General features: G+C 71.8%; 19 protein-coding genes. 11 read left to right on the top strand and 8 right to left on the bottom strand.

Annotation, left to right across the window (positions count from 1 at the left end):
- Positions 1-39 precede the first annotated feature (39 nt).
- From ACIODU_RS12890 to ACIODU_RS12880, 3 genes are all read left to right on the top strand, one after another.
- Complete coding sequence (locus tag ACIODU_RS12890) at positions 40-1143, top strand: LacI family DNA-binding transcriptional regulator (RefSeq protein ID WP_401767092.1); 1104 nt, start codon at positions 40-42, stop codon at positions 1141-1143.
- A 121-nt stretch (positions 1144-1264) separates the two neighbouring features.
- Entirely contained in the window at positions 1265-2092 is an 828-nt protein-coding gene (locus tag ACIODU_RS12885; protein WP_401767090.1) for a sugar phosphate isomerase/epimerase family protein, read from the top strand.
- A 1472-nt stretch (positions 2093-3564) separates the two neighbouring features.
- Positions 3565-4479, top strand: coding sequence for a LysR family transcriptional regulator (locus ACIODU_RS12880; protein WP_401767088.1), 915 nt, complete (start codon positions 3565-3567; stop codon positions 4477-4479).
- A 49-nt stretch (positions 4480-4528) separates the two neighbouring features.
- On the opposite strand, the gene ACIODU_RS12875 is transcribed toward ACIODU_RS12880, so the two are convergent.
- Positions 4529-5989: a S28 family serine protease gene (locus tag ACIODU_RS12875; RefSeq protein ID WP_401767086.1), complete on the bottom strand. Its 1461-nt coding sequence runs from the start codon at positions 5987-5989 to the stop codon at positions 4529-4531.
- A gap of 129 nt (positions 5990-6118) precedes the next feature.
- Here ACIODU_RS12875 and ACIODU_RS12870 point away from each other — a divergent pair, with 129 nt between their 5' ends.
- Positions 6119-6550, top strand: a complete 432-nt coding sequence (locus ACIODU_RS12870; protein WP_356426278.1) for a hypothetical protein — start codon at positions 6119-6121, stop codon at positions 6548-6550.
- A gap of 19 nt (positions 6551-6569) precedes the next feature.
- Here ACIODU_RS12870 and ACIODU_RS12865 read toward each other — a convergent pair whose 3' ends face one another.
- The 5 genes from ACIODU_RS12865 to ACIODU_RS12845 all read right to left on the bottom strand — a co-directional run bounded on the left by ACIODU_RS12865 (position 6570) and on the right by ACIODU_RS12845 (position 15068).
- Positions 6570-10361: an ABC transporter ATP-binding protein gene (locus tag ACIODU_RS12865; RefSeq protein ID WP_401767085.1), complete on the bottom strand. Its 3792-nt coding sequence runs from the start codon at positions 10359-10361 to the stop codon at positions 6570-6572.
- A 102-nt stretch (positions 10362-10463) separates the two neighbouring features.
- The gene (locus ACIODU_RS12860; protein ID WP_401767357.1) at positions 10464-11438 is read right to left on the bottom strand and encodes a serine hydrolase; all 975 of its coding nucleotides are present in this window, start codon (positions 11436-11438) and stop codon (positions 10464-10466) included.
- 180 nt (positions 11439-11618) lie between these two features.
- The gene (locus tag ACIODU_RS12855; RefSeq protein WP_401767083.1) at positions 11619-13307 is read right to left on the bottom strand and encodes a thiamine pyrophosphate-binding protein; all 1689 of its coding nucleotides are present in this window, start codon (positions 13305-13307) and stop codon (positions 11619-11621) included.
- 85 nt (positions 13308-13392) lie between these two features.
- On the bottom strand, positions 13393-14379 hold the full coding sequence (speB, locus tag ACIODU_RS12850; protein WP_401767081.1) for an agmatinase: 987 nt from the start codon (positions 14377-14379) through the stop codon (positions 13393-13395).
- A gap of 128 nt (positions 14380-14507) precedes the next feature.
- The gene (locus ACIODU_RS12845; protein WP_401767079.1) at positions 14508-15068 is read right to left on the bottom strand and encodes an NADPH-dependent FMN reductase; all 561 of its coding nucleotides are present in this window, start codon (positions 15066-15068) and stop codon (positions 14508-14510) included.
- 230 nt (positions 15069-15298) lie between these two features.
- Here ACIODU_RS12845 and ACIODU_RS12840 point away from each other — a divergent pair, with 230 nt between their 5' ends.
- Positions 15299-16456, top strand: a complete 1158-nt coding sequence (locus ACIODU_RS12840) for an acyl-CoA dehydrogenase family protein (RefSeq protein WP_401767077.1) — start codon at positions 15299-15301, stop codon at positions 16454-16456.
- Between the two features lie 67 nt (positions 16457-16523).
- The gene (locus tag ACIODU_RS12835) at positions 16524-17417 is read left to right on the top strand and encodes an acyl-CoA thioesterase (RefSeq protein ID WP_401767075.1); all 894 of its coding nucleotides are present in this window, start codon (positions 16524-16526) and stop codon (positions 17415-17417) included.
- A gap of 79 nt (positions 17418-17496) precedes the next feature.
- On the opposite strand, the gene ACIODU_RS12830 is transcribed toward ACIODU_RS12835, so the two are convergent.
- Both ACIODU_RS12830 and ACIODU_RS12825 read right to left on the bottom strand, forming a co-directional pair.
- On the bottom strand, positions 17497-18276 hold the full coding sequence (locus tag ACIODU_RS12830; RefSeq protein WP_401767073.1) for a phosphatase: 780 nt from the start codon (positions 18274-18276) through the stop codon (positions 17497-17499).
- 15 nt (positions 18277-18291) lie between these two features.
- On the bottom strand, positions 18292-19101 hold the full coding sequence (locus ACIODU_RS12825) for a TetR/AcrR family transcriptional regulator (protein ID WP_401767071.1): 810 nt from the start codon (positions 19099-19101) through the stop codon (positions 18292-18294).
- 88 nt (positions 19102-19189) lie between these two features.
- Here ACIODU_RS12825 and ACIODU_RS12820 point away from each other — a divergent pair, with 88 nt between their 5' ends.
- The 5 genes from ACIODU_RS12820 (at position 19190) to ACIODU_RS12800 (ending at position 25477) form a co-directional block, all read left to right on the top strand.
- Complete coding sequence (locus ACIODU_RS12820) at positions 19190-20806, top strand: carboxyl transferase domain-containing protein (RefSeq protein WP_401767069.1); 1617 nt, start codon at positions 19190-19192, stop codon at positions 20804-20806.
- Between the two features lie 8 nt (positions 20807-20814).
- Entirely contained in the window at positions 20815-22806 is a 1992-nt protein-coding gene (locus ACIODU_RS12815) for an acetyl-CoA carboxylase biotin carboxylase subunit (RefSeq protein ID WP_401767068.1), read from the top strand.
- Positions 22803-23741, top strand: a complete 939-nt coding sequence (locus tag ACIODU_RS12810; protein WP_401767066.1) for a hydroxymethylglutaryl-CoA lyase — start codon at positions 22803-22805, stop codon at positions 23739-23741. Before ACIODU_RS12815 ends, ACIODU_RS12810 begins: the two co-directional genes overlap by 4 nt.
- A gap of 8 nt (positions 23742-23749) precedes the next feature.
- Entirely contained in the window at positions 23750-24910 is a 1161-nt protein-coding gene (locus ACIODU_RS12805; protein WP_161306649.1) for an acyl-CoA dehydrogenase family protein, read from the top strand.
- A gap of 111 nt (positions 24911-25021) precedes the next feature.
- Positions 25022-25477 carry a MarR family winged helix-turn-helix transcriptional regulator gene (locus ACIODU_RS12800; RefSeq protein WP_401767063.1) on the top strand — a complete coding sequence of 152 codons (456 nt, stop codon included), beginning with the start codon at positions 25022-25024 and terminating at the stop codon, positions 25475-25477.

Here is a 25477-nt window from a genome sequence, read left to right as displayed (position 1 = left end):
GAAAGCGATGACAGTCAGCCCGCTCTCTGGAGGCGAACGATGACGGTCACCCTGGCGGATGTGGCGGCCCGCGCGCGGGTGTCGCCCGCCACCGTGTCCCGTGTGCTGAACGGCAACTATCCGGTCGCCGCGACCACCCGGGAGCGGGTGCTGCGGGCGGTGGACGAGCTGGACTACGTACTCAACGGCCCCGCGAGTTCGCTCGCCGCCGCCACGTCCGACCTGGTCGGCATCCTCGTCAACGACATCGCCGACCCCTTCTTCGGGATCATGGCGGGGGCGGCGCAGACGGAGATCGGCGGCCAGGAGGGCACGGGGCGGGCGGGCGGCGAGAAGCTCGCCGTCGTCTGCAACACGGGGGGCTCGCCGGAGCGCGAACTGACGTATCTGACTCTCCTCCAGCGCCAGCGGGCGGCGGCCGTGGTCCTGACGGGCGGGGCCCTCGAAGATCCGGACCATATCGCCGCGATGGCCTCGAAACTGGCGAAACTCGCCGACGCGGGGACGCGGGTGGTGCTGTGCGGCCGGCCGCCGCTGCCGGACGGCGAGGCGATAGTGGCGGCGCTGGCGTTCGACAACCGCGGGGGCGGGCGGCGGCTGACGGAACACCTGCTGGCGCTGGGTCACCGGAAGATCGGTTACGTGGCGGGGCCGGCGGAGCGGACGACGACGCGGCATCGGCTGGAGGGGCACCGGGCGGCGTTGGGGGCGGGCGGGTTCGGCGGGGTTGAGGGGGTGGGGCTCGGTGAGGCTGGTGAGGCCGCTGATCAGGAGCTGCTGACCGTGCACGGGCCGTACACCCGGCGGTCGGGGTACGAGGCGACGCTGGAGCTGCTGCGGCGGGCGCCGGACCTGACCGCCGTGATCGGCGCGAACGACACGGTGGCGCTGGGGGCGTGCGCGGCCATCCGCGACCAGGGGTTGCGCATCCCGCAGGACATCTCGGTGGCGGGCTTCGACGACCTGCCGTTCTCGGTGGACGCGATGCCCGCGCTGACGACGGTACGGCTGCCGCTGTACGAGGCGGGGGCGCGGGCGGGGCGGCTGGCGATGGGGACGGAGGCGCCGCCGCCGGGCGGGATCGCGACGATCGGGGCGGAGCTGATGGTGCGGGGGTCCACGGGGGTGGCTCGGGTGGGGTGAGGGGGTGTGGTCGGGGGGTGTGATCAGCGGTGACGGGGTATTGGGGTGGGACGGCTTGATGTCCTGGAATGCGTCGTTCAGATGCCTTGTTCAGACGCCTCGTTCGGAAAGGAACAATCTCGTGAAGTTCGCCTTCTCCACCCTCGGAGTACCGGGTCTGCCCATCCCCGAGGTCGTCGGCCTCGCCGCCGCCACCGGCTACCACGGCGTGGAACTCCGCGCCCACCCGGAGGAACCGGTCCACCCCGGCATCGGTGCGGCCGAGCGGGCCGCGGTGGTGGACGACTTCAAGCGGGCCGGCGTGGAGATCCTGACGGTCGCGGGGTACGTACGGGTCGCCGACACGACCGCCGACGAGGACGCCGTACGGCAGGAACTCGACGACCTCCTCTGGCTGGCCCGGGACCTGGGCGCCGCGAACGTCCGCGTCTTCCCCGGCGGCGTGGACCAGGACCCGGCGGAGGCGGACGCGGCGGCGGCACGGCGGCTGGGCGCGGCGGGGGAAGTGGCGGCGGACTTCGGCGTACGGATCCTGCTGGAGACCCACGACTCGCACCGGACGGGTGTGGACGCGGCGCGGGTGCTGGGGACGGTGGGGCACCCGCAGGTGGGCGTGTTGTGGGACGTGATGCACACGTGGCTGGGCGGGGAGGACCCGATCACCACGCACGCGGTACTGGCGCCGCACCTGGGCTACGTACAGGTCAAGGACATCGCGTCGGCCGAGGACACGACTCCGCTGGCGCTGGGGGCGGGGGTGCTGCCGCTGGCGGAGTGCATGGCGCTGCTGGCGAGTGGGGGTGACGGCGGCGATGGCGGCAATGGCGGTGAGAACGGTTGGGTGTGCTGGGAGTACGAGAAGCGCTGGTATCCGCAGGCGGCGGAGTTGCAGGGGCTGCTGGAGGCGGGGCGGGGGTATTTGGAGGGGCTGGTGGGTGGGGGGCGCTGAGGTGAGGGGCTGAAGGTCGGGGCTGAAGGTCGGGGCTGAACTGGCGGAGCCGTTCACGTTCGTGGTGGACGGGGCGGGTGTGCTGCGCATGGCGCCGCGCCGCAGCGAAGATGTGGCCTGCGCGGGCGGCGGGACGGTTCTGAGCGCAGGCGAGATGGCCTTTGTGCGGGAGGGGGACTTCTTCTGCGTGTTCTGTGGGGGTGGGGGCGCGGAGCGTTCAGGGTCGGGTGCGGGTTCAGACCGAGGGGTAGTCGGGGGTGGCCGGGTTGTTGTGTGCGGGGTGGGGCCGCCCCTTGGTGTTGATTGTCGCGGGTCCGGTCCGGGCGTCAAGGGCGCTCCTGCGTCGCGTCGGCTTCGCCGATTGCGCTGCGCTTAACCCTTGACCCCCGGCCCGGACCCGCAAGTGCAGGCAGAGGGGGGCGGCCCGGGGAAAGGTCCCCCGGGGGCCAGTCTGTTCCCGGGGTTTCGTCGCGGTCCTCGGCTTTCGGCGGGGTTTTGCGCACCACTTGAATGGGGCGGTGACGGGCTGGTTCGGCGGCTGGACGGCCGTCTGTTGGCCGGTGCGCAAGCACCGTGTCTGAGGTGAGTGGGTGGTGGGGCGCAGGTGGCCGGGTGGGGCGGTTGTCGGGCCTGTTTCGGTGGGTCATGTGCTCTGAGAGCCCGTTAACGAAACACAGGACACAAGACCGGGCGAGAGGGCCCCTCGGGAGTCCTCAAAGTCGGGACAAATGGGGCATATTTCCTTGCTGGGGTGGGTTGCTGCGCGGCCCCGGCGGCCGACTGCCACCCACCGGCCCGCACGCGGGCCCCCACACCCGAGCCGAGTGGGTGGTGGGGCGGAATGTGATTGCCGGGACGGCCATCCGGCCCCTTCCGGCCGGATGTGGGCCGCCAGAGCCCCTTAACAGAACACAGGACACAAGACCCGGAGAAGAAGCCCCCCACCGGGCCTGAAAACCCACCCATATGGGGCATATTGGCTGCCGGGATCGAGGAACCCGGCCCGGCCCCCGCAGCTCACCACGAATCTCAGACACGGTGCCTGCACGCCCACCAACAGACGGCCTTCCAGCCGCCGAACCAGCCCGCCACCGCCCCATTCAAGTCGTGCGCAAAACCCCGCCGAAAGCCGCAGCCCGCGACGAAACCCCAACCGCATCCCGGGGTTGTCGGGGGACCTTCCCCCGGGCCGCCCCCCTCAGCTGCACTTGCGGGGCCGGGGTGGGAGTCAAGGGTGGAACGCAGTGGAATCGGCGAAGCCGACGCTCCGCAGGAGCGCCCTTGACGCCCACCCCGGCCCCGCGACAATCAACAACCGGGGCGGCCCCACGCCGATCAATACAAGACCGGCCACCCCCAACTACCCCTCGGCCCGAACCCGCACCCCACCCATCCACCCCAGCCAAATACCCCGCCGAATTAAGCTTCGCTTACGTATGGGGCGAGTCGGAGTCGCCTGAGAAGGGGTGGTCATGCTCGATCTCGGGCGGCTTCGCGCCCTCCACGCCGTTTCTGTCCACGGGTCCGTCGTGGCTGCCGCCTCCGCCCTGGGGTATACCCCCTCCGCCGTTTCCCAGCAGATCACCAAGTTGGAGCGGGAGACTCGTACCACACTCCTGGAGCGGCGGGGGCGTGGTGTGGTGCTCACCGACGAGGCGCGGCATCTCGCCGCCACCGCCGAGCAGTTGTTCGCCATCGTCGAGCGGGCCGAGACCACCCTGGAGGAGCGGCGCGGGCAGCCCACCGGGCAGCTCGTCGTCGCCGCCTTCGCCTCCTCGGCGCGTGGGTTGCTTCCCCCTGTGCTCGCCGAACTCGCCCTGCTTCATCCCACCTTGGATGTTCGGCTGCGCGAGATCGACCCGCACCTGTCCTCCGATCTCGTCGCCCGGGGGCTGATCGACCTCGCCGTCACCCACGACTGGGACATCGCCCGGCTGCCCACCCCCGACGGGGTCGAGCAGGCCGTCATCGGTGACGATCTGTGTGATCTGCTCGTGCCGGACGGGCATCCGCTCGCCGCGCGGGCCGTCGTGCGCCGGGCGGATCTGCGCGGGCTGCGGTGGATCTGCCAGCCGCCCGGCACCGTCTGCCACGACTGGCTCGTACGCACGCTGCGTGCCGCCGGCTGCGAGCCCGAGCTGGCTCATCAGGCCGAGGAGAACCACACCCAGATCGCCCTGATCGCCGCCGGGTTGGGCGTCGCGATGGTTCCCCGGCTGGGGCGCGGGCCGCTGCCCCCGGGCGTACGGGCCCTGGCCCTCGATCCTGTGCCCTCGCGACGGTTGTACGCGCTGTGGCGCACCGGTGCCGCCCGGCGGCCCGCCGTCACCGCGACCGTGGCGGCCCTGCGGCGGCATTGGCCCGACGTTGCCGCCGTGGCCAGTTGAGAGGCGGTCCGCCGGGCGGGCCGAACAAGGCCCGCCCGGCGGAGGTGCCTTACGGCCTCAGCGTCTGCTGACGCTCCACCTTCTGGCGGTCCAGCTTCGCGTCGAACGGCGCGAGCGGCTTCGCCTTCGCCGCGTCCTGCTGTACGGCCGCCGGCGCGACGCCCGCCCAGTCCAGGATCCGGGCCGTGGCCTTCGCCGACTGGTCCGGGTTCAGCGCCGCCACGTTGGCGCCGTGGTTGGCGCCCGGGGCGACGTACACGTAACTGTCACGCGCGCCGCGCCCGACGCGGAACTGCTCCGCGCCCCACGGGTCGTTCTGCCCGTACACGAACAGCATCTGGTCCGCGTGGTGCTGCACCCAGCTGTCGACGTCCGGCATCACGCGCGGGTCGAACGACATGGGGATGTCGCGCGGCACGAAATTGCGCGGCGGCTGGTAGCCGTAGCGGCTCAGCTTGCCCAGGTGCGGCTGCTTGATGTCCGGCGAGCCCAGCTGCGTACCGGCCTGGTAGTAGTACGGCGTGTACGTCGCGAGGCCCTGGTCCGTGTAGGCCGAGAAGCCGGAGATCGCGTCGATGGTGTCGTAGATCTCCTGGTCGGAGGCCGTGGCCGGCGGGATGCTCTCGCAGTCCGCGAGCAGGCTGTACTGCCAGAACGCCCAGACGAAGTCCAGGACGACGGCTTCGTACGCCTTGTCGAGCGAGCCGACGGTGGTGAAGGTCGCGCCGTTGGCCTCGGCCCACTCCGCGTACGTCTTCTCCAGCGGCTCCCGACGGATCAGCGCCTGGCGCTGCACGGCGTTGAGCTTGTCGCGGCACTCCTTGGTGCCGACCTTCTCGAAGAACCGGTCGTACGCCGAATCCTCCTTGTTCACCACGTCGTTGGGCGCGACGTACGCGACCACGCCGTCCATGTCACGCGGGTAGAACCGCTCGAAGTACGTGGCGGTCATGCCGCCCTTCGAAGCGCCCGTGGAGAGCCAGTTCTTGGTGTAGATCTTCTTCAGCGCCGTGAAGATGCGGTGCTGGTCGCTGGCGGCCTGCCAGATGTCCAGCTTCGACCAGTCGGCCGGCTCGGGGCGCGACGGGGTGAAGAAGCGGTACTCCATCGAGACCTGGTTGCCGTCGATGATGCGCGTCGGCTCACTGCGGCTCGGGTTGGTGGAGACGTTGTAGCCGCCGGTGGAGAAGACCGTGGGGCGGCTGGTGTCCTTGTGCAGCAGCGTGATGCGCTGCTGGAAGGTGCCCTTGGACGGGTGCCGGTGGTCCACCGGCTGCGTGTAGTTGAGGACGAAGTAGCGGTAACCCTCGTACGGCTTCTCCTGGATCAGGCTCATCCCGGGGATCGCCAGGACGCGGTCCTTGATGTCCGTGGCGTCCGGAGCGCCCTTGGTGTCCGTGACGGCCGTACCACTCGCGGACTTCTGGTCCGCGGCGGTGGCCGCACCCGCCGTTGCCGCGGTGCCTATGATCAGCGACAGCGACAACAGCCATCTCAGCGTCTTGCGCATGCACTCTCCCTGTGTTCATGACAGACCTGGTGAACCTAGCGGGGTGCATGCCGCACCGCCAGCCCCGCCGGCCTCCGTGGGAGCAACCTTCCCGGGCGCCCGCGCGTCGTACGCATGTACACCCGACTGATGACAGGGGCATGCGTGTTCGCCGGTGCTGGGTTCGCAGGGTTCGGAAAGCGCGTGCTGTCGCGCTGGTTCGCGGCGGGGACGGTCGTCGTCTCGCTCGCCGCGCTCGTTCTGGCCGATCCCGCCTCGGCCGATGCCGCGCCGCTCTCCGTGTGCTCGGGGCAGCCGCAGAAGACCGTGCCCTTCGCCCACGGCGAGCTGCGGATCTACAAGGCGCGGGGGTACGCGTGCGCCCTCACCGTCGCCGACCGGCCCGGCGCCAGGCGGGCCATGCGCGTCAGCCTCCAGGCGCGCGGCGGCGGCCCGTTGGTGGACAGCGGGGACTTCACACGGCACGCGGGGCCGGTGACCGTCCACGCCCTCAACCGGTGTGTACGGGCCTCCGGCGCCGTCTCCGGCGCCTCGGCCTCCACCGGGTGGGTCCTCTGCTGAGACGTGCCAAGAGCGAGCCTCAGACCACCGCCGCCGTCTCCTCCTCCTCGCCGATGAAGCTCCGCCACAGCTTGGTGTAACGGCCGTTCAGCGCCAGCAGTTCGTCGTGCGTGCCGTCCTCCACCACCCGCCCGTGGTCCATCACGACCACCCGGTCCGCGCGCGCCGCCGTGGTCAGGCGGTGCGCGACCACCAGGGTCGTACGGCGGCCGGTGAGGCGGTCCGTGGCCTGGTTGACCAGGGCCTCGCTCGCCAGGTCCAGCGCGGCGGTCGCCTCGTCCAGCAACAGGACGTCGGGGTCGACCAGTTCGGCGCGGGCGAGCGCGATCAGCTGGCGCTGACCCGCCGAGAGGTTACGGCCCCGCTCGGCGACCTCGTGCACGTACCCGCCGTCCAGCGTGGCGATCATCTCGTGGGCACCGACCGCGCGCGCCGCAGCCTCCACCTGCGCGTCCGTCGCCTCGGGGCGGCCGTACGCGATCGCGTCACGGATCGTCCCCGCGAAGAGGTACGCCTCCTGCGGGACCACCCCGAGGCGGTGGCGGTACGCCGTCAGGTCCAGGTCGCGCAGGTCCGTACCGTCCGCCGTGACCCGGCCGCCGGTCGGGTCGTAGAAGCGCGCGACCAGTTTCACCAGCGTGGACTTGCCCGCCCCCGTCTCGCCGACGAACGCGACCGTCTGACCCGCCGGGATCCGCAGGTCGACCCCCATCAGGGCGGCCTCGTCGGCGAGTTCACCGTCCTCGCCGGTGTAGGCGAAGCTCACGTCCTCGAACGCGATCTCCCCGCGCAGCGACAGCACGTCGAGCGGTGCCTTCGACGCCGCCGTCGTGGTCGGCTCCCGCAGCAGCTCCTGGATGCGGCCCAGCGAGACGCTCGCCTGCTGGTAGCCGTCGAAGACCTGCGACAGCTGCTGCACGGGGGCGAAGAACAGGTCGATGTAGAGGAGGTACGCGACCAGCGCGCCGGTCGTCAGCGTGCCCGCCTCCACCCGCCCCGCCCCGACGATCAGCACGGCGGCCGCCGCCACGGACGAGAGCAGCTGGACGAACGGGAAGTACACCGAGATCAGCCACTGCCCGCGCACCCGGGCCTCGCGGTAGTGGTCGCTGCGGGCGGCGAAGCGCTCCGCGCCGTCCCGCTCGCGCCGGAACGCCTGGACGATCCGCAGCCCGGAGACGGACTCCTGGAGGTCGGCGTTGACGGCGCTGATGCGCTCACGGGCCAGTTCGTACGCCTTCACGCTCTTGCGGCGGAAGAAGACCGTGGCGACGAACAGGACCGGCAGGGTCGCGAAGACCACCAACGCCAGTTCCACGTCGATCGCGAGAAGCACGACGAGGATGCCGAAGAAGGTGACGACGGAGACGAACGCCGTGACGAGCCCGGTCTGGAGGAAGGTGGACAGCGCGTCCACGTCCGTCGTCATCCGGGTCATGATCCGGCCGGTCAACTCGCGCTCGTAGTAGTCGAGTCCGAGCCGCTGGAGCTGCGCGAAGATCTTCAACCGCAGGGAGTAGAGCACCCGTTCACCGGTGCGCCCGGTCTTGCGCGTCTCGCCGATCTGCGCGAGCCACTGGACGAGCACGACCAGCAGCCCGAGACCGGAGGCGACCCACACCGCGCCGAGGGCCATGCGCTCGACGCCCTGGTCGATGCCGTGCCGGATGAGGACGGGCAGGGCCAGGCTCATCGCGGCGTCGACCGCCACCAGCGACAGGCTGACCAGCAGCGGCAGCCCGAAGCCGCGCAGCAGCCTGCGCAGTCCGTACGACTCCTCGGCGGCGACGGCACGCGCCTCGTCGATCTCCGGGAGGTCGGTGGCCGGCGGCAACGCCTCGACCTGCGCGAGCAGTTCGGGAGTCGCGCCGGGCGCGGCGGACTCCGCGGCGGCGATCTCGTCCCGCTCCCACAGGGCGGGCGTGATGCCGCGCTCCGCGTCGAACTCGGCGTCGATCTCCTCCTGCACGGAACGGTCCTCGGGCACGTCCGCCGACGCGCCCGCCGACGCACCTGCCGCCCCGCCCGCCGACGCACCCGCCACGAGAGCGGGCACGTGCCCCGGGGACACCTCGCCCAGCTCGTCCGGGTCCGTCAGCAGCTTCCGGTAGAGCGCCGAGCGCCGCTGGAGCTCCTCGTGCGTGCCGATGTCGGCGAGCCGGCCGCCGTCCAGCACCGCGATCCGGTCGGCGAGGTTCAGGGTGGAGCGGCGGTGGGCGATGAGCAGCGTCGTACGCCCGGCCATGACCCCGCGCAGCGCCTCGTGGATCTCGTGCTCGACCCGGGCGTCCACGGCGGAGGTGGCGTCGTCCAGGAGCAGCAGCCGGGGGTCGGTGAGGATCGCGCGGGCGAGCGCCACGCGCTGGCGCTGGCCGCCGGAGAGGGTCAGGCCCTGCTCCCCCACCTTGGTGTCGTAGCCGTTCGGCAGGTCGGTGATGAAACCGTGGGCCTGGGCGGCGCGGGTGGCCCGGAGGATCTCCTCCTCGGTGGCGTCCGGCTTCCCGTACGCGACGTTGGCGCGCACGGTGTCGGAGAAGAGGAAGCTGTCCTCCGGTACGAGCCCGATGGCGGCGCGCAGGGAGTGGAAGGTCAGCTCGCGAACGTCGTGGCCGCCGACGAGGACCGCGCCGTGGTTCACGTCGTAGAAGCGCGGGACGAGCAGCGAGAGCGTGGACTTGCCGCTGCCGGAGGAGCCGACGACGGCGACGGTCTCGCCGGGGCTCATCTCCAGCGAGAAGCCGTCGAGGACGGTCCTGCCGTCGTCGTACGAGAAGGACACGTCGTCGAACTCGACGGAGGCCGGGGCGTCCGCCGGCAGTTCCTTCGTGCCGTCCTCCATCGTGGGCTCGGTGTCGATGAGCTCCAGGACCCGTTCCACCCCGGCGCGGGCCTGCTGGCCGATGGTCAGGACCACGGCGAGCATCTTGACCGGGCCGACGAGCTGGGCGAGGTACGTGGAGAAGGCGACGAACGTGCCGAGGGTGATCTCGCCCCGGGTGGCGAGCCAGCCGCCGAAGGCGAGCATCGCGACCTGGCCGACGGCGGGGACGGCCTGGAGGGCGGGGGTGTAGCGGGCGTTGAGCCTGATCGTGCGGAGGCGTCCGGCGAAGAGCTTGCGGCCGACCTCGCGGAGCTTGCCGGTCTCCTGGTCCTCCTGCCCGAAGCCCTTGACGACCCGGACGCCGGAGACGGCGCCGTCCACGACCCCGGCGACGGCGGCGGCCTGCGCCTGGGCGTACCAGGTGGCGGGGTGGAGGCGGGTGCGGCTGCGGCGGGCGATGAACCAGATGGCGGGGGCGACGGCCAGGGCGATGAAGGTGAGGGGCAGGGAGAGCCAGGCCATGATCCCCAGCGAGATCAGGAACAGCAGCACGTTGCCGATGGTCATCGGCAGCATGAAGAGCAGGCCCTGGATGAGCTGGAGGTCGCTGGTGGCGCGGCCGATGACCTGGCCGGTGGAGAGCTTGTCCTGGCGCCGTCCGTCGAGCCGGGAGATGGTGGCGAACATCTCCGTACGGAGGTCGTGCTGGACGTCGAGCGCGAGGCGTCCTCCGTAGAAGCGCCGTACGTACGCGGAGACGTACACGAGGAGCGCGGCCAGGATCAGGAGGCCGGTCCAGACACCGAGGGAGCGGTGTCCGCCGCCGATGACGTCGTCGATGACGACCTTGGTGATCAGCGGGACGAAGGCCATCACGGCCATCCCGAGGAGCGAGGATCCCAGGGCCAGCACCACGTTGCGGCGGTACCGCCACGCGTATCCCGTGAGCCGCCGTGCCCAGCTCCGCTCCGCCGCCACTGCCGCCGCCACTGCTGCCTCCCGTTCGGCCGACCGACCTGATCTGCCGGAATGCCCAACGCGCGCGTCGGCGGATTTCATCCCTCCGCAACAATCCGCCGACCGCGCCGAGGGTCAGCGGGTGGCCGGGACCGCCTCGCGGGCTGCCTTCTCCGGGGTGGCCGGGACCGCCTCGTACGGTGTCGACGGCACCGCGTGGAGTGCGGCCTTCGCCTTGGTGGCGACGGGGTTGAGGTCCTTGTGGACCGCCTTGGCCACCGCCTGGATGGTGTTCACGCCGTCGTTCATCGTCTTGTTGTCGTGCGTGAGGACGGTGATCAGGTAGTTGTGCCCCTTGCCGGTGAAGGCGCCGATGCTGTGCACGCGCCATCCGTGGGTGGACCGGGACAGCCAGCCGTTCTTCAGCTGGACGGTGGCGGTGGCCGGGGCCCCGGCCGGGACGCCCCAGCGCTGGGACGCGACGACCTTGTTCATCTTGCCGAGGATGTAGCTGCGCGAGTTGTCGCTCAGGACGGTGTTCTTCGACGTGATGAGCGCGAGCAGCCGCTCCTCGTCGTGCGCGGTGATCTGGGTGAGCCCCCAGTACTGGCCGGAGCCCGGCGTGGTCTGGGTGAGGGCCGCGGCCTTGAGGAAGCCCTTGATCTTCGTCGGGCCGAGCTGCTTCCAGAGCGTGCTGGTGGCCGCGTTGTCCGACTTGGTGATCATGGCGGTGGTGAGGTCGACCTCCTTCTTCGTGAGGAGGCGGTTCGTCTTCTTCGCGTCCCAGAGGAGGGCCGCGAGGACGGTCACCTTGACCACGCTGGCGGAGTCGTACTTCTGCGTCGCGCGCAGGCTGCAATTCGTCTTGGTCGTACGGTCGTACACGGTGACGGCCGTGGTGGCCGTCCGGCCCTTGAGGGCCGCGGTGATGTCCTTCGTCAGCTTGGCGGCGAGGCCCGCCTTGCCGGAGGTGCAGGTGACCGTGGGTGTCGCGGCCGTGGCGGGTGCCGCGGCGGCGGCCACCGGCACGAGCACACCGGCGGCGAGCGCCAGCGAGAGCGCGCCACGGGTACGCCGGGACACGCGCCCGGATATTCGAAGGTTGGTCATCTTGGTCATGAGAGTGTTCCGCCCCCGTCAATACGTCTCTACGTCTGTACGTCTGTACGTCTGTACGTCGTACGAGCGCGCCGAGCGGGCGCACTCGGAGACATGACAGCCGGACGGGGGCGAATGGTTGTACGAAGCCCTGGCCCTTTACCGAACCGTGCCGAGGCGCGTCGGGGCCCCTCAGAGGTGCGTCGGCGCGAACATCCTCAGGCGCGCCGGGAGCACCACCACCGAGGGCCCCGGCGACCCGAGCGCCTTCGCCAGGTCCGCGCGCAGGGACTCCGGGGTCGTACGGACCGCCGGGACGCCGAAGGACTCCGCGAGCGCCACGAAGTCCGGCCCCGGCAGGTCCGTCCCGGTGGTCTCGCCGTACGCGCCGGTCAGGTACTCCCGCAGGATGCCGTAGCCCCCGTCGTCCACGATCAGCCAGGTGACCGGCAGGCCGTACTGACGGGCGGTGGCCAGTTCGGCGAGCGAGTACATCGCGCCGCCGTCGCCGGAGACCGCGAGGACCGGCCGGGTGGGGTCGGCCGCCGCCGCGCCGAGGGCGGCGGGGAAGGCGTACCCGAGGCCGCCCGCGCCCTGCGCCGAGTGCATCGGGCCCGGCCAGGCCGCCCACGCCCAGTAGGTGAGGATCGTCATGTCCCAGAAGCTGGCGGCGCGCGCGGGCAGCGCGTCCCGTACCGCCGCGAGGATCCGGCGCTCCGGTTCGAGGTGCTGGCCCGCGATCCTGGCCTCCACCGCGTCCAGGACCGCGCGGACCGCCCCGGCGGCCTCGGCGGGGTCGCGCCGTTCCGCCGACTCCAGCGGTTCCGACTCCAGCAGCGCCGACAGCGCGGCCCTGGCGTCGGCGTGGATGCCCAGCGCGGGGTGGTTGGCCTCCAGCTTGCCGAGGTCCGCCTCGATCTGGATCATCCGGCCGCGCGGGGCGAACGTGTGGTAGTTCGAGGACAGTTCGCCGAGGCCCGAGCCGACGACGAGCAGGACGTCCGCGTCTTCGAGGAAGTCCGTGGTGTGCCGGTCCTCCATCCAGGACCGCAGGGACAGCGGGTGCTCCCAGGGGAACGCGCCCTTGCCGCCGTACGTCGTCACGACCGGCGCGGCCAGCTTCTCGGCGAGCGCGCGCAGCTTGCCGGACGCGTCGGCCCTGACGACCCCGCCGCCCGCGACGATCACCGGGCGGGCCGCGCCGGCCAGCAGGTGGGCGGCGACGGCGGTCAGTTCGGGGCGCGGGGTCAGCTCGCGCGGGGTGGCGTCCACGGCGGTGACCGGCGGGAGGGTCGTGGGCGCGCTCAGCACGTCCGCCGGGATCTCCACCCAGACCGGGCCGTGCGGGGCGGTCAGCGCCGACTCCCAGGCGGCGGCGATCGCGGACGGGATCTGTGAGGCCGTACGGACGAGGTGCACGGACTTCACGACGTCGCGGAAGGACGCCTGCTGGTCGCGCAGTTCGTGGAGGTGGCCGTGGCGTCCGCCGCCGAGGCCGGCGCGCGGCACCTGGCTGGAGAGAGCCAGGACGGGCGCGGAGGCGGCGGCGGCCTCCTGGAGCGCGGCGAGCGAGGTGAGGGCGCCGGGCCCGGTGGAGAGGAACAGCGGGGCGACTTCGCCGGTGGTACGGCCGTACGCGTCGGCCGCGAAGCCCGCGTTGTTCTCGACCCGCAGGCCGACGTAGGCCAGCGGGGAGCGGCGCAGGGCGTCGAAGAGGGCGAGGGCGTGCTGTCCCGGCAGCCCGAAGACGGTGGTCGCGCCGAGCCCGTACAGCGTCTCGGTCACCAGGTCGCCGCCGGTGCGGCCGGGGGGCGGGGACAGGGCGGCGGCAAGCTGCGCGGGGGTGAGGCGGGGGGTGTCGTGGTCGTGGTCGTGCATCACGGGGTCCGGGGGGTGCGCTGGGAGGCGGGCAGGACAGCACGGAGGTCGTGGGCGAACGTCACAGCCCCGCCGTCGGGGGCAGCCGTCACAGCGCCCCCGCCCCCACGTCGCGGGCGTCCGCGATCTGGCGGGACATGATCGTGGTCAGTTCGTACGCCGTGTGCGAGGCGGCGACGGACGTGATCTCGGCGTGGTCGTACGCGGGCGCGACCTCCACCACGTCCGCCGAGACCAGCCGGCAGGAGGCCAGCCCGCGCACGATCTCCAGCAGTTCGCGGGAGGTGAGCCCGCCGGCCTCCGGGGTGCCGGTGCCGGGCGCGTGCGCCGGGTCCAGCACGTCGATGTCGACGGAGATGTAGAGCGGGCGGTCCCCGATGCGCTGCCGCAGCTGGTCGGTCACCTCGTCCACCCCGCGCCGCATGACGTCGGCCGAGGTGACGATCCCGAAGCCCATCTTCGCGTCGTCGTCCAGGTCCTTCTTGCCGTACAGCGGACCGCGTGTGCCGACGTGCGAGAGCGCCTCCGTGTCGAGGATGCCCTCCTCGACCGCCCGGCGGAACGGGGTGCCGTGGGTGTAGGCGGCGCCGAAGTAGGTGTCCCAGGTGTCGAGGTGGGCGTCGAAGTGCAGCAGGGCCACGGGCCCGTGCTTCTTCGCGACGGCGCGCAGCAGCGGCAGTGCGATGGTGTGGTCGCCGCCGAGCGTCATCAGCCGGGCGCCGGTCCCGAGCAGGTCGTCGGCCGCCGCCTCGATCGTGTCGACGGCCTCGTCGATGTGGAAGGGGTTCGCGGCGATGTCCCCGGCGTCGGCGACCTGCGCGAGCGCGAACGGCGAGGCGTCCTGCGCCGGGTTGTAGGGACGCAGGAGCCGGGAGGCCTCGCGGATCGCGTTGCCGCCGAAGCGGGCGCCGGGGCGGTACGAGACCCCGGAGTCGAAGGGCACGCCGACGACGGCGACGTCGGCCCGGCCGCCCACCTCGTCGAGCCGGGGCAGCCGGGCGAACGTGGCGGGTCCCGCGTACCGCGGGACGCGGGACGAGTCGACGGGGCCGCGCGGCTGCTCGGTGCTGCTCATCCGAAATGCCTTTCTTCGTACGATCGGGGTGCCGGCCGACCGTACCAAGCGACCGGCACCGCCTCCTAAGGAAGCCAGGAAGCCGCAGGGGACGCCGCGTCCTAAGGAAGCCGCTCGGGCGCCTCCTCCTAAGAAACCCGCAGCGTTTTCAGCGCGCCGCCCCAGGCGATCACCTGGTCGAGCACCGTGGTGAGGGTCTCCTCCAGCCGGGGCGTCGGCCGGAGGACGGAGTAGTTCTCGAAGTTCGCGTGCAGGTCGAGCGCGACCTGGGCGCGGACCGTCGCGACCTGGAGCTCGGCCAGGGACAGCCGCAGGTGCTCGACCGCGCGGACCCCGCCGGCGGCGCCGTACCCCACGAACCCCGCCGCCTTGTTGTTCCACTCGGCGTACAGGAAGTCGAGGGCGTTCTTCAGTCCGGCGGGGACCGAGTGGTTGTACTCGGGTGTCACGAAGACGAAGGCGTCGAAGCCCGCGATGGTCGCCGCCCAGTCCTTGGTGTGCTGCTGGCCGTACTGCGCGGCGGCCGGGGGCACGCTCTCGTCCAGCAGGGGCAGACCGACGTCCGCGAGGTCGATCAGGGTGAACTCGGCGTCGTCGCGCTTGGTCGCGACCTCCATCACCCACTTCCCGACGGCCTCGCCGAGGCGGTTGGGGCGGGTGCTGCCGATAATGACGGCGATCTTCAGCATTGCTGTCCCTTTCGGTCGTTACGTTGTTGAATGTCTCCTATCACCCCCTTGAACAGGCCGGGTGGTGACACGACTCACGCGGCCCCGGAACGTGTGCGGGCCGCCCACTCTGGACACCCTCACGAACTCCCCGGTAACTTAAATTGAGCAAGCGCTTAGGACAGCGGGCGCTGAGGAATCGAGTCGCCACCGCGCCGTGGGGCGGCAGCCGCAGAGGGAGGGCCCGAGCCGTGCGCCGTACCGTGTACAACGAGGACCACGAGGCGTTCCGGGAGACCATCCGCGCCTTTGTCGAGGCCGAGGTCGTCCCCGTCCACGACGCGTGGCTGGCGGCGGGCCAGGCTCCCCGCGACTTCTACTACAAGCTCGGTGAGCTGGGCGTCTTCGGGATCGAGGTCCCGGAGGAGTACGGCGGCGCGGGCGAGGAGTCGTTCAAGTTCCAGGCCGTCATCTCCGAGGAGTGCGCCCGCGCGGGTGTGTCCTTCGGCGGCTCCGGCGTCCATGTCGCGCTCTGCCTGCCGTACTTGAAGGCGTACGCGACCGAGGAGCAGAAGAAGCGCTGGCTGCCCGACTTCGTCAGCGGCCGGACGATGTACGCGATCGCCATGACCGAGCCGGGCACCGGCTCCGACCTGGCCGGCATGAAGACGACCGCCCGGCTCTCCGAGGACGGCACGCACTACGTCCTCAACGGCGCGAAGACGTTCATCACCGGCGGCGTCCACGCGGACCGCGTCATCGTCTGCGCCCGCACCGCCCCCTCGACCCCCGAGGACCGCCGCTTCGGCATCTCGCTGCTGGTCGTGGACACGAAGACGCCGGGGTACGCGGTCGGCCGCAAGCTCGACAAGCTGGGCCTGCGGACCTCCGACACCGCCGAACTGTCCTTCACGGACGTCAGGGTGCCGGTGGAGGACCTGCTCGGCGAGGAGAACAAGGGCTTCTCCTACCTCGGCCAGAACCTGCCCCAGGAGCGCCTGGCCATCGCCGTCGGCTCGTACGCGCAGGCCGCCGCCGCGGTGCGGTTCGCCCAGCAGTACGTGCGGGACAGGACCGTGTTCGGCAAGACCGTCGCGTCCTTCCAGAACACCAAGTTCGAACTGGCCGCCTGCAAGGCCGAGGTGGACGCGGCGGAGGCCGTGGTCGACCGCGCGCTGGAGGCCCACGACCTCGGCGAGCTGACGCCGGCCGAGGCCGCGTCGGCGAAGCTCTTCACCACCGAGGTCGCCCACCGCGTGATCGACAAGTGCCTCCAGCTGCACGGCGGCTACGGGTACATGAACGAGTACCCGATCGCCCGGCTCTACGCCGACAACCGGGTGAACCGCATCTACGGCGGCACCAGCGAGGTCATGAAGACGATCATCGCCAAGTCGATGGGGCTGTAGACACGGCCCATGAGTCCTGCGAGTCCTGTAAGTCCCGTGAGTCCTGTGAGTCCTGTAGGCACGACCCATGAGTGACGGCACCGGCGACTCCGACGCCCTGGACGACCTGCTCGATCTGCTCGACCTGGAGCGGATCGAGCGGGACATCTTCCGGGGCGTGAGCCGCTTCGCGGTCGTCCCCCGCGTCTTCGGCGGCCAGGTGGCCGCCCAGGCGCTGGTGGCGGCGGGCCGTACGGTCCCCGAGGACCGGCTGCCCCACTCCCTGCACGCGTACTTCCTGCGCCCCGGCGACCCCGGCGCGCAGATCGTCTACACCGTCGACCGCATCAGGGACGGGCGCTCCTTCACCGCGCGCCGGGTGGTCGCCGTCCAGCACGGGCAGCCGATCTTCCACCTCTCGGCCTCCTTCCAGCCGGCCGAGGAGGGCCTGGAGCACCAGGCGCGGATGCCGGACGCGCCGGACCCGGAGACCCTCCCCACGGCCGCCGAGATGCTGCCGCTCTACGCGGACCGGTTTGTCGACCCGGGCGTCGCGGACCGGCTGCTGGTGGCGCGGGGGGCCGTCGACCTGCGGTACGTGGACGCGCCGCCGTACGGCTCGGTGGGGGCGCCGCGCGAGCCGCGCTCGCAGGTGTGGTTCCGTACGGCCGGGAAACTCGCCGACGACCCGCTGCTGCACGTCTGCCTGGCCACGTACATCTCCGACATGACCCTGCTCGACCCGATCCTGCTGGTCCACGGACGCGGCGGCTGGGCGGTCGGGGACGTGGTGGGGGCGAGTCTGGACCACGCGATGTGGTTCCACCGCCCGTTCCGGGTGGACGAGTGGCTGCTGTACGACCAGGAGTCGCCGTCGTCGTCCGGCGGCCGGGGGCTGGGCCAGGCCCGGATCTACACGCGGGACGGCAGGCTGGCGATCTCGGTGATCCAGGAGGGCGTGATCCGGACGCCGCGGGACTGAGGACGGGTCGTCCGATCGCGCGTCCTCCTACGGAGGACGGTGGGCCTGCGGACTACGGGTGAGCGCGGCCGGGAGCGGGTCAGACCAGCCCGGCCTCGTTGAGCAGGTACGCCGTCATCGGGTCGTAGAAGCGCGGGTCCGTCACGTGGTCGTCCAGCGGGACGGTCACCTGGAGCGTGCCCTCGGCCTCGCCGATGAACAGCGCCGGGTCGTTGCAGTCCGCGTACCCGATCGCGTCGAGGCCCCGCTGGCCCGCGCAGCCCGCCCAGCCGTGGTCCGCGAGGACCAGGTCGGGCAGGGAGCGCCCCTCGCGCTCCAGGCCGTCCAGGATCGCCCGCATCGGCTCCGGCGAGTGGGTGTGCCAGAGGGTCGCGCCGCGCTCCAGCACGGCCACGTCGGCGAACTGAAAGACCATGCCCTCGTCGGCGGTCAGGCCGCCGGGGATCCGTACGATCTCGCATCCCGCGCGCCGCAGCGCGTCCGCCGTCTGGCGGTGGACGTCCAGCAGGCCGCCGGGGTGGCCGGTGGCGAAGAGGACGCTCTCGCGGCCCGAGGCCGCCTTGCGCAGCCGTGCAGCCATCCGTTCCAGGGCGTCGACGGTCAGCTCGGGGTCGATGGTGTCCTGCCCGGCCCGGTGCTCCGGGTCGTCGCTCACTCCGCAGCGCTCGGCCATCACGGCGAGCACGTCCTGCTCGTCGGTCCACCGGTCCCCCAGCTCCAGGCCGAGCCAGTAGTGGCGGTCACCGTTGGCGAGCTTGCGGTAGTGCGAGAGGTTGTTGTCGCGGGGCGTGGCGACGTCTCCCGCGATACGGGTGCGGACGAGGTGGTCGACAAGGGCGGCGCGGCTCGGTATCGGCATGAGCCCATTGTGCCGTCAGGTGTACGGGCTGTGCCCCTCGTCCCGGTTTCCGGACAGGTCACCGGCCGGTTCCCGGGCCCGGTCGCCCGCCGGGTCGCTCGCCGGATCGGCCGCCGGATCGCTCGCCGGATCGGCCGCCGGATCGCTCGCCGGATCGGCCGCCGAATCGGCCGCCGGATCGCTCGCCGAGTCGCCGAGCGCGGCGAAGGCGCCGTGGGCCAGGCGGCGCAGCAGCGACTCCATCGCCGTGCGGCCCGGCAGGCCCGTACCGTACGAACCGAGGTGCGGGGTGGAGTTCAGCAGGCCGAACACGGCGTGGACGGCGCCGCGCGCCTGGGCCTCGGGGACGCCGGGGTGAACCTCCCGTACGACGCCGACCCACAGCTCCACGTACTGGCGCTGGAGCTGGCGGACCAGCTTGCGGTCGCTGTCCCTGAGGCGGTCCAGCTCGCGGTCGTGGAGGGTGATCAGCGGACGGTCGTCGAGGGCGAAGTCAATGTGGCCGTCGATCAGCGAGGCCAGGACGGCGGCGGGGTCGGGGGCCACGGGCGTCACGCCGGGCGCCCCCATCGGGCGCGGGGCGGCCCCCGCACCCCGTACGCGCTGCCTGCCGCCCTCCAGCAGCCGGCCGCTGATCCCGACCAGCAGCTCCGCGAGCATGGCGTCCTTGCCCGCGAAATGGCGGTAGAGACCCGGGCCGCTGATGCCGACGGCGGCCCCTATCTCGTCCACGCCGACGCCGTGGAACCCACGCTCGGCGAAGAGGCGCGCCGCCTCTTTGAGGATCTGCTCGCGGCGGGTCGGGGCCGCGGTCCTGGTGCTCATGGGAAATCATTCTAGACAGAGCTGTTAGCGGTCGTTAACCTGGACGCGTAGGTTAACGCTCACTAACCCAGCGAGGGAGCTACGAGCGATGCGGCAGGCACCTGTGCTGGCGAGTGCGGCGGATCCGTCCGCCGCGGCCTGGCGGGCCAACGAGAGCGCCCACGAAGAGCTGGCCGAAGGGCTGCGTGCCCGGCTGGCGGCGGCCCGGCTCGGCGGCGGCGAGAGGGCCCGCGCGCGGCACACGGCGCGCGGCAAGCTGCTGCCCCGCGATCGTGTGGACACGCTGCTGGACCCCGGCTCGCCCTTCCTGGAGCTGGCTCCTCTCGCGGCTGAGGGGATGTACGGCGGGTCCGCGCCGGCCGCCGGGGTGATCGCCGGGATCGGCCGGGTCAGCGGCCGGGAGGCGGTGATCGTCGCCAACGACGCGACGGTCAAGGGCGGCACGTACTACCCGATGACGGTGAAGAAGCACCTCCGCGCCCAGGAGATCGCGCTGGAGAACCGGCTGCCGTGCCTGTATCTGGTGGACTCGGGCGGCGCCTTCCTGCCGATGCAGGACGAGGTCTTCCCCGACCGGGACCACTTCGGGCGGATCTTCTACAACCAGGCGCGGATGTCCGCCGCCGGGATCCCGCAGATCGCGGCCGTGCTCGGCTCGTGCACGGCCGGCGGGGCGTACGTCCCGGCGATGAGTGACGAGGCGGTCATCGTCCGGGGCCAGGGCACGATCTTCCTGGGCGGCCCTCCGCTGGTGAAGGCGGCGACGGGCGAGGTCGTGACGGCGGAGGAGCTGGGCGGCGGCGAGGTCCATTCCCGTACGTCGGGGGTGACGGACCATCTCGCGGAGGACGACGCGCACGCGCTGCGGATCGTCAGGACGATCGTCTCCACGCTCCCCGCGCGCGGCGCGTTCCCCTGGGACGTCGAGCCGGTCGAGGAGCCCAAGGTGGACCCGGCGGGGCTGTACGGAGCGGTGCCGGTGGACTCCCGTACGCCGTACGACGTCCGGGAGGTCATCGCGCGGATCACGGACGGCTCGCGGTTCGCGGAGTTCAAGTCCGAGTTCGGTACGACGCTGGTGACGGGCTTCGCGCGGATCCACGGCCACCCGGTCGGGATCGTCGCCAACAACGGCATCCTGTTCTCCGAATCCGCCCAGAAGGGCGCGCACTTCATCGAGCTGTGCGACCAGCGCGGCATCCCGCTGCTCTTCCTCCAGAACATCTCGGGGTTCATGGTCGGGCGGGCGTACGAGGCCGGCGGCATCGCCAAGCACGGCGCGAAGATGGTCACGGCCGTGGCGAGCACGCGCGTGCCGAAGCTGACGGTGGTGGTCGGCGGTTCGTACGGAGCGGGCAACTACTCGATGTGCGGCCGGGCCTACTCGCCCCGCTTCCTGTGGATGTGGCCCAACGCCAAGATCTCCGTGATGGGCGGCGAGCAGGCGGCGTCCGTGCTGGCGACGGTGAAGCGGGACCAGCTGGAGGGCCGGGGCGAGGAGTGGCCGGCGGCGGAGGAGGAGGCCTTCAAGGACCCGATCCGCGCGCAGTACGAGACCCAGGGGAACGCCTACTACGCGACGGCCCGCCTGTGGGACGACGGCGTGATCGACCCGATGGAGACCCGCCAGGTGGTGGGTCTTGCCCTGACCGCGTGTGCCAACGCCCCGCTGGGTGAGCCCGGCTTCGGCGTCTTCCGGATGTGAGGGTGGGAATGTTCGACACGGTTCTGATCGCCAACCGCGGCGAGATCGCGGTGCGTGTCATCCGTACGCTGCGACAGCTCGGGGTCCGGTCGGTCGCGGTGTTCAGCGACGCGGACGCGGACGCGCGGCATGTGCGGGAGGCCGACACGGCCGTACGGATCGGTCCCGCCGCGGCCGCGGAGAGCTACCTGTCCGTGGAGCGGCTGCTGGAGGCGGCGGCGCGCACGGGCGCGCAGGCGGTGCACCCGGGCTACGGCTTCCTCGCGGAGAACGCGGAGTTCGCGCGGGCGTGCGCGGCGGCCGGCCTGGTCTTCATCGGCCCGCCCGGCGACGCGATCGCGCTGATGGGCGACAAGATCCGCGCGAAGGAGACGGTACGGGCGGCCGGGGTGCCGGTGGTGCCCGGATCGTCGGGCAGCGGGCTGACGGACGCCGAACTGGCCGCCGCCGCCCGGGAGATCGGCATGCCGGTGCTGCTCAAGCCCTCTGCGGGCGGCGGCGGCAAGGGCATGCGGCTGGTGCGCGCGGAGTCCGCGCTGGCGGAGGAGATCGCGGCGGCCCGGCGCGAGGCGCGCTCCTCCTTCGGGGACGACACGTTGCTGGTGGAGCGGTGGGTGGACCGCCCGCGCCACATCGAGATCCAGGTCCTGGCGGACGGGCACGGGAACGTCGTGCACCTCGGCGAGCGCGAGTGCTCGCTCCAGCGCCGCCACCAGAAGGTCATCGAGGAGGCCCCGTCCGTCCTGCTGGACCCGGCGACACGCGCGGCGATGGGCGAGGCGGCGGTCCAGGCGGCCCGGTCGTGCGGGTACGCGGGCGCGGGGACGGTCGAGTTCATCGTGCCGGGCGGCGACCCGGGGTCGTACTTCTTCATGGAAATGAACACCCGCCTCCAGGTCGAGCACCCGGTGACGGAGCTGGTCACGGGCCTGGACCTGGTGGAATGGCAGCTGCGGGTCGCGGCCGGGGAGGAACTGCCCTTCGCCCAGGAGGACATCACCCTCACGGGACACGCCGTGGAGGCCCGTATCTGCGCGGAGGACCCGTCCCGGGGCTTCCTCCCCACCGGGGGTACGGTCCTGTCGCTGCGCGAGCCCTCGGGTGACGGCGTGCGGACGGACTCGGGGCTGAGCGAGGGCACGGACGTCGGCAGTACGTACGACCCGATGCTCTCCAAGGTCATCGCGTACGGCCCCGACCGCGCCACGGCGCTGCGGCGGCTGCGGGCGGCCCTGGCCGACACGGTGACGCTGGGCGTACCGACCAACGCCGGTTTCCTCCGCCGTCTCCTGGCCCATCCGTCGGTGGTGGCGGGCGACCTGGACACCGGGCTGGTGGAGCGGGAGGTGGCGGGCCTGCTGCCGGCCGGGGTGCCGCCGGAGGTGTACGCGGCGGCGGCGGCCGTACGACAGGCCGCGCTGGAGCCCGCCGCGCCGGGAGGGTGGGTGGACCCCTTCTCCGTACCGAGCGGCTGGCGTCTCGGCGGCACACCGGCGCCGGTCGTCCATCCGTTGCGGGTGCCGGGACTCGAACCGGCGATACACGAGACGCGTCCCACGGACCGCTTCCGGGTGGAGCCCGACCGGGTCACGGTCACCGTGGACGGGGTGACGCACACGTTCCACCGGGCCGGTACGTGGCTCGGCCGCGACGGCGACAGCTGGAACGTGACGGACCACGACGCGGTGACGGCCGCCCTCCTCGGCGCGGCCGGGGCGGGCGGGACCCACTCGCTGACCGCGCCGATGCCCGGGACGGTCACGGTGGTGAAGGTGGCGGTCGGGGACGAGGTGACCACCGGGCAGAGCCTGCTGGTGGTCGAGGCGATGAAGATGGAGCACGTCATCTCCGCGCCGCACGACGGGACGGTCACCGAGCTGGACGTGACGCCGGGAGCGACGGTCGCCATGGACCAGGTGCTGGCGGTGGTCACCCCGCCGGAGGTCCCGCAGGCCGAGGTCTCCGCCACGCCCGCCCTCGCCCCGCAGGAGGAGTCATGACCGAAGGACTGCCCATGGCCGTCCCCGCGCAGGGGCTGCCGGCCCGGATCCGGATCCATGAGGTCGGCGCGCGCGACGGCCTCCAGAACGAGAAGGCGGTCGTCCCGACCGCGCTCAAGGCGGAGTTCGTGCACCGCCTCGCCGACGCCGGGCTGACCACCATCGAGGCCACCAGCTTCGTGCACCCGAAGTGGGTGCCCCAACTGGCGGACGCCGAGGAGCTGTTCCCCGCCCTCGCCGACCTCGGCGGGGTCGCCCTCCCCGTCCTGGTGCCGAACGCGCGCGGCCTGGACCGCGCGCTCGCCCTCGGCGCCCGCCGGGTCGCCGTGTTCGGCAGCGCGACCGAGTCCTTCGCGAAGGCCAACCTCAACCGGACGGTCGACGAGTCGCTGGCGATGTTCGCCCCGGTGGTGGCCCGCGCGCGCGAGGAGAAGGTCCACGTCCGGGGGTATCTGTCGATGTGCTTCGGCGACCCCTGGGAGGGCCCGGTCCCCGTGCACCAGGTGGTGCGCGTGGCCAAGGCGCTGATGGACCTCGGCTGTGACGAGCTGAGCCTCGGCGACACCATCGGCGTCGCCACGCCCGGGCACGTGCAGACCCTCCTCTCCGAGCTGAACGAGGAAGGGGTGCCGACCGACGTCATCGGGGTGCACTTCCACGACACGTACGGGCAGGCGCTCTCGAACACCCTGGCCGCGCTCCAGCACGGAGTGACCACCGTGGACGCCTCGGCGGGCGGCCTGGGCGGCTGCCCGTACGCGAAGAGCGCCACCGGAAACCTCGCCACCGAAGACCTCGTGTGGATGCTCGACGGCCTCGGTGTGGAAACCGGCGTCGATCTCGGCCGGCTCACCGCCACCAGTGTGTGGCTGGCCGAACGGCTGGGCCGCCCCAGCCCCTCCCGTACCGTCCGCGCCCTCTCCCACAAGGAGTGACTGACCCGATGTCCCTGGACCACCGCCTCTCCCCCGAGCACGAGGAACTGCGCCGCACCGTCGAGGCGTTCGCGCACGACGTCGTCGCGCCCAAGATCGGCGACCTGTACGAGCGGCACGAGTTCCCGTACGAGATCGTCCGCGAGATGGGGCGCATGGGCCTGTTCGGGCTGCCGTTCCCCGAGGAGTACGGCGGCATGGGCGGCGACTACCTCGCGCTCGGCATCGCCCTGGAGGAGCTGGCCCGGGTGGACTCGTCCGTGGCGATCACGCTGGAGGCGGGTGTCTCGCTCGGCGCGATGCCGGTCTTCCGGTTCGGCACGGAGGAGCAGAAGCGGGAGTGGCTGCCCCGGCTGTGCTCGGGCGAGCTGCTCGGCGCGTTCGGCCTGACCGAGCCGGACTGCGGGTCGGACGCGGGCGGGACCCGTACGACGGCGGTCCGGGACGGCGACGAGTGGGTGATCAACGGGACGAAGTGCTTCATCACCAACTCGGGCACGGACATCACGGGCCTGGTCACGGTCACGGCCGTCACCGGCCGCAAGGAGGACGGCCGCCCGCTGATCTCCTCGATCATCGTCCCGTCCGGCACTCCCGGCTTCACGGTCGCCGCCCCCTACTCCAAGGTGGGGTGGAACGCGTCCGACACCCGCGAACTGTCCTTCGTGGACGTCCGGGTGCCGGTGGCGAACCTGCTCGGCGAGGAGGGGAGGGGGTACGCGCAGTTCCTCCGCATCCTGGACGAGGGCCGGATCGCGATCTCCGCCCTCGCGACGGGCCTGGCGCAGGGGTGCGTGGACGAGTCGGTGTCGTACGCGAAGGAGCGCCACGCGTTCGGCCGCCCGATCGGGGCCAACCAGGCGATCCAGTTCAAGATCGCCGACATGGAGACGCGGGCGCACATGGCCCGGATCGGCTGGCGCGACGCGGCGTCGCGGCTGGTCCAGGGCGAGCCGTTCAAGAAGGAGGCGGCGGTGGCGAAGCTCTACTCGTCGACGGTCGCCGTGGACAACGCGCGGGACGCCACCCAGATCCACGGCGGATACGGCTTCATGAACGAGTACCCGGTGGCCCGCATGTGGCGCGACTCGAAGATCCTGGAGATCGGCGAGGGCACGAGCGAGGTGCAGCGGATGCTGATCGCGAGGGAACTGGGCCTGCCCAACTGAGCCCTCCCTCCGTCTGCTTGACCTGGAGCGGAGTTGAGGTCCTACGTTCGTCCTCACCGACCGGAAACGGACCGGCACCCGGATCTTCTCTTCCCACGGTGAGGACGGACGATGGAGTACTCCCACAGCGACGAGGAACTGCTCACCCAGCCGATCGGCTACTGGAGCTCGAGCGCCGGCAAGGCCGTCGTGACAGCCATCCGCGAGGGCCTGGCGGCGTTCGGCGTCACCCAGCCCCAGTGGTGGATCATGGCCCAAGTGGCCACGAGCGAGAACGGCCGCTCCCGCGAAGAGGTGCTGGCGGTCCTGTGGGGCTACCTGGAAGTGGGCGAAGCCCTCGTACCAGAAATCGACGCCCTCCTGGACCGGGGCCTGATCACCCCCGACGCCGGCGGGCGTCTGCGTCTGACGGAGGAGGGGGACGCTCTGTTCCAGAAGTGCGCGGCGTTCCAGAAAACGATGCGCGCCCGGGTGCACACGGGCATCACGGACGAGGAGTACGTCACCACCCTCAAGGTGCTCCAGCGCATGATCCACAATGTGGGCGCGAAGGCATGGCATCACTAA

The sequence above is a fragment of the Streptomyces sp. NPDC088261 genome (assembly GCF_044740805.1).
Classification (GTDB): domain Bacteria; phylum Actinomycetota; class Actinomycetes; order Streptomycetales; family Streptomycetaceae; genus Streptomyces.
This window is presented reverse-complemented; position numbering and strand designations above follow the sequence as displayed.

What these genes read in the sequence shown, in the direction of transcription:
- ACIODU_RS12890 (WP_401767092.1), top strand. Translation starts at nt 40, where the DNA reads ATGACGGTCACCCTGGCGGATGTGGCGGCCCGCGCGCGGGTGTCGCCC.
- ACIODU_RS12880 (WP_401767088.1), top strand. Translation starts at nt 3,565, where the DNA reads ATGCTCGATCTCGGGCGGCTTCGCGCCCTCCACGCCGTTTCTGTCCAC.
- ACIODU_RS12875 (WP_401767086.1), bottom strand. Translation starts at nt 5,989, where the DNA reads ATGCGCAAGACGCTGAGATGGCTGTTGTCGCTGTCGCTGATCATAGGC.
- ACIODU_RS12870 (WP_356426278.1), top strand. Translation starts at nt 6,119, where the DNA reads ATGACAGGGGCATGCGTGTTCGCCGGTGCTGGGTTCGCAGGGTTCGGA.
- ACIODU_RS12860 (WP_401767357.1), bottom strand. Translation starts at nt 11,438, where the DNA reads ATGACCAACCTTCGAATATCCGGGCGCGTGTCCCGGCGTACCCGTGGC.
- speB (WP_401767081.1), bottom strand. Translation starts at nt 14,379, where the DNA reads ATGAGCAGCACCGAGCAGCCGCGCGGCCCCGTCGACTCGTCCCGCGTC.
- ACIODU_RS12845 (WP_401767079.1), bottom strand. Translation starts at nt 15,068, where the DNA reads ATGCTGAAGATCGCCGTCATTATCGGCAGCACCCGCCCCAACCGCCTC.
- ACIODU_RS12835 (WP_401767075.1), top strand. Translation starts at nt 16,524, where the DNA reads ATGAGTGACGGCACCGGCGACTCCGACGCCCTGGACGACCTGCTCGAT.
- ACIODU_RS12830 (WP_401767073.1), bottom strand. Translation starts at nt 18,276, where the DNA reads ATGCCGATACCGAGCCGCGCCGCCCTTGTCGACCACCTCGTCCGCACC.
- ACIODU_RS12825 (WP_401767071.1), bottom strand. Translation starts at nt 19,101, where the DNA reads ATGAGCACCAGGACCGCGGCCCCGACCCGCCGCGAGCAGATCCTCAAA.
- ACIODU_RS12820 (WP_401767069.1), top strand. Translation starts at nt 19,190, where the DNA reads ATGCGGCAGGCACCTGTGCTGGCGAGTGCGGCGGATCCGTCCGCCGCG.
- ACIODU_RS12815 (WP_401767068.1), top strand. Translation starts at nt 20,815, where the DNA reads ATGTTCGACACGGTTCTGATCGCCAACCGCGGCGAGATCGCGGTGCGT.
- ACIODU_RS12810 (WP_401767066.1), top strand. Translation starts at nt 22,803, where the DNA reads ATGACCGAAGGACTGCCCATGGCCGTCCCCGCGCAGGGGCTGCCGGCC.
- ACIODU_RS12805 (WP_161306649.1), top strand. Translation starts at nt 23,750, where the DNA reads ATGTCCCTGGACCACCGCCTCTCCCCCGAGCACGAGGAACTGCGCCGC.
- ACIODU_RS12800 (WP_401767063.1), top strand. Translation starts at nt 25,022, where the DNA reads ATGGAGTACTCCCACAGCGACGAGGAACTGCTCACCCAGCCGATCGGC.